Below are 3,783 nucleotides of genomic sequence, written 5' to 3' on the forward strand. Positions count from 1 at the left end.
TGCTGCAGCAAGCTGCCTATCTTTATGGAGTTCGCTTTGGTGCAGAAACTCAGTATTGTCTCATCGATATTGACGCTGGTAGTGCCTATCATCCTGGTAAAGACCCACAGGCGTTGTCTCGCCTTCTAGAGGCTCTAGAAGCCATAGATCTAACAGCCCCTATCATCTGCACATCGAGTGAGACAGGAGGGCTTCACCTCTATATTCCTTTGTCTCATGTGGTGAACTCCTGGAAGGTAGCAGTTGCTCTATCCACAACGCTGAGCCATGCTGGATTTAATCTACGGGGTGGCCAGCTTGAGATTTTTCCTAATCCCAAGTCTTATTCACCTGAGACACCTAGCCTATTTCATGCCCATCGGCTACCGCTTCAGCCAGGCTCCTATTTACTGAATCAAGACTTGCAGCCTACTCAAGGGGGCCGATCGCGCTTCACAAGGCTATGGCGATCGGCCCAAATCCAGAATCAACTAACGCCTAAAAAACTAGAGCAGATCCTCAAACGATCCGTTCGGCAACCCTATCGGATATCAACCAAAGCCGCCAAGTTCCTCAATGATTTAAACGCCGAAATTGAACTGGGTTGGACAGACTATGGACAAACCAACCGCCTATTGGGTCGCATTGCCCTAAGAACTTATGTCTTCCACCATGTCCTATCGGGAGGAGCACCTCTAGAGGGACAGGCGTTGACGGACGAAATTGTGGCGATCGCTCAAGCTCTGCCTGGATACCGAGATTGGTGTCGGCATCAGCATGAACTAGACAAACGGGCAGCCGAGTGGGCTCGCTGCGTAGAGACGAGTCGCTATTTCCGCTATGGTGGCTCAAAACAATCGCTGGTTGAACCTACGGTATCTATATCGATCACCAATCGCTGGAACGTTCAACAGCTACAGCATACGCGCCACCGTATTGCCACCATTGTTGAGCAGCTTAAACACCTAGGACAGCTTCCTAAAGGCATCACTGAACGATTCCGCACATTAGTGCAGCAAGGAATTGGTGGCAGCTCTCTCTATCGCCATAAAGATCTATGGCATCCCAATTTGATACAAGACTTTGATACAACTTCATGGGCCAATAGCACTGACAGTATTAGTCATCCATCTCAAGATGCTCTACCTGAGACTCTTGGGTTCGAACCGGCCCATCATACGAATTGGTCAGACGATTGCCTAGGAAAGGCATCGTCTGACCATAACTCTACAAGCTTATTTCTCCCAATAGGCAGTAATCCTTTACAGAGTCAGGATTTGAGCGATCGCCCTCTACAGGATTATGATCATAGAGGTCGTAATACAAATCATCCGCCTGGGGAAAACCTCGATCAGATGGCTGACCATGATCGGTTAATGACCAAGTCAGAGCCAGCATCGGATCCCCTGGGTGTTCACTATGTGCAGCAGGTCTTGCAATGGGTCAAAGATCAGGCACGTCACTGGAAACAAGCGTCTCAGCGGGTGGTGACATGCGATCGCTCTCATCAGTATGAGCGCTATGACCAGGATCAATGGGCCCGAATGCAGCAGTTTTTGGACTCGGGGGATGCGATTTTGATGGCAGAAGCGACCCAGTGGTTCTTGCAGCAAAAGCCTGAGAGCCCTATCAAATCTGGTCCTATCAAATCTTGGTTAGACACTGAGCTTAACCCTGGTGCAACTCCACCACCCGTTGATTGAGCGGTCGTACGGGGCGAGCATTGTGAGGGTAGATCTGATGAAACGCTAGGAGTTGCTCTGCCGATACCGTTATGGTTCGTTCTAAAAGGTACCACCGCACGGATTCACTACAGGGGGGCGTTGTCAATGATCCCATATAGCTCAGATAGGTGCGATCGATCGGTAATAAATCTGCTGCATTGATCTGTACCGCTGTTTCCTGGGAGGTTTCCCCCATCTGCGGGCTATGCTCCCAAATGGTTTGAATGAGGGGATTGGCATCGCCCTCCTCCATTAACATGCTCACTACGGCTAGATCGCCCGCTGCATTGCGATGCACCAAATGCATTTCCATGGGGGCAGACCGTCCAGATCGTTGATGTTCACTGGGGGCATGGAAGTGAAATTGAATGAGCCGATAATCGTCGCCTTGGATACGGATATGTTGCCCGACCTGATCATAGACCTGGAGCGTATGACCATCATTGCGAATGGCTAACGGTGTTGGGCCATAGTAAAACTCAAGGGGGGTACGATCGCCCTCTACCCAAGCCGTGATATCAATGGGAGACTGGTTTTGTCCTTGGGCACAGAGCGCATAGGCAGGGTTGAGGTCTCCCCAGTGCTCAGGACGGGTTTCGCCTTCATAGCTCCACTGAGGTTGTTCAGACTGGGCCCAGGCGATCGCTCCTTGGGGCAGCAGAATGCTTACGACCATCATCAAGCCTGCTACCAGTCTCCAATACCATGTTCTCATTCCCAGCATGACCCCAACGTGATGGTTTAGACTTAGGCAGCAAGTGCTCAGAGGGTGATCGCATCTAGAGAATCAAACTCTAAATAGTTACCAATAATACCGTCTGTCGCTGCTCATTGTATCGCGCTCAGGTAGGGTTGAATAGACGATAGATTTCTAGCTGGGTTAACCATCAGACTACGGTAGGTTGATCTTTGCCTTAGGTTTATTTAGATAAAGATTTGGTGTGGTAACTGGCTAAAACCTACTGTTAGAGTAATGGATGCCATCACAGTACATTGACGTTGAAAGTCTTGCAGCGCATTATAGAGAGGGAGTGTGGAGGTAGCTCTAAGCATATTGATTGAGAGTCTGGATGGATAGCGTTAGTAAGTCTATACGGACGTTATTATCCATGGCTTGCGGTTGAGCCCTCCATAATTTCACGGATAGATCAGGGTTTCATAGCATCGAGCATGATGACAACGGTTATGGTATTGCTATTGACCGTACATCTACGTCTGATGATGGGGAGAGTTTGTGTGCCTCCCATTGCCTACCATTTTCTTGCATCCTTGCAGCCAACTTCATCCTATGCTTCAACTTTCCTGGGACTCGCTTAAAACTGCGTCAACGTCGTATCAACCGCACTGCTTTGCATTCACACTGTCTAATCCAAGTGATCACGTTGAGGAGAAAGTTGGAGCGATCGCTTTGATGATGGCGTTGCTTCACCATTCGACTCAACAACCTCATATTGAGCTGGATGTCTACCTATCGACGACCCTGCTGGATGATGCGGTGTCTGTGTCCGTGACGCTTACGGCTGACACCACCGCCCATACCCTTCAGCAAACTGTGCTCCAGCAATTGGCTGCAGCATCTGCTCCCCAGCGCTCTACACCAGCCAATGTGGTGTTGACCCTAGTATCGAATCGCCAGGATTGGGAAGCGATCGCTACCAACTATGCTGAGACGTCTGTACAGCCACCCGACCTCCATTGGATTCTGGATCCCTCAGGGGCAAACTGGCAGGGGAGTGTGGTGTACAATTCTCATCTTTTCCAAGTCGCCACGATTGAGCGGATGGTGGGTCATCTCAAGCAGCTAGCCCAGGGCATGGACGAGAGGAGCGATCGCCCTATCACAACGCTCTCTATGTTAACGCCGGCAGAGCTTCAGCAACAGGTCGTGGACTGGAGCAGTCCGCGCGTAGCCTATCCACCAGTGCCTATTTTCCATGCCATTGAAACCCATGCGGTTCAGCAGCCAGACGCGATCGCTCTGCGCTATAACGATCAAATGCTGACCTACAGTGCTTTCAATCAACGGGCTAACCAGCTTGCCCACTATTTAGCTGATCTAGGTGTTGCTCTTGGAGTGCGG

General features: G+C 50.3%; 3 protein-coding genes. 2 read left to right on the top strand and 1 reads right to left on the bottom strand.

Annotated elements, in window-relative coordinates; translation table 11 throughout:
* Window positions 1-1,682: hypothetical protein (locus tag V6D20_18100; protein ID HEY9817695.1), on the top strand; the 1,682-nt coding region annotated here is incomplete at its 5' end.
* On the opposite strand, the gene V6D20_18105 is transcribed toward V6D20_18100, so the two are convergent.
* Window positions 1,648-2,382, bottom strand: a complete 735-nt coding sequence (locus tag V6D20_18105; protein HEY9817696.1) for a carbonic anhydrase family protein — start codon at window positions 2,380-2,382, stop codon at window positions 1,648-1,650. The genes V6D20_18100 and V6D20_18105 overlap by 35 nt on opposite strands.
* 729 nt (window positions 2,383-3,111) lie before the next feature.
* Between V6D20_18105 and V6D20_18110 the strand changes: the two genes are divergently transcribed.
* The coding region (locus V6D20_18110) for an AMP-binding protein (GenBank protein HEY9817697.1) at window positions 3,112-3,783 on the top strand (672 nt) is incomplete at its 3' end.

The sequence above is a fragment of the Candidatus Obscuribacterales bacterium genome (assembly GCA_036703605.1).
Taxonomy (GTDB): domain Bacteria; phylum Cyanobacteriota; class Cyanobacteriia; order RECH01; family RECH01; genus RECH01.

What these genes read in the sequence shown, in the direction of transcription:
- V6D20_18105 (HEY9817696.1), bottom strand. Translation starts at nt 2,382, where the DNA reads ATGATGGTCGTAAGCATTCTGCTGCCCCAAGGAGCGATCGCCTGGGCC.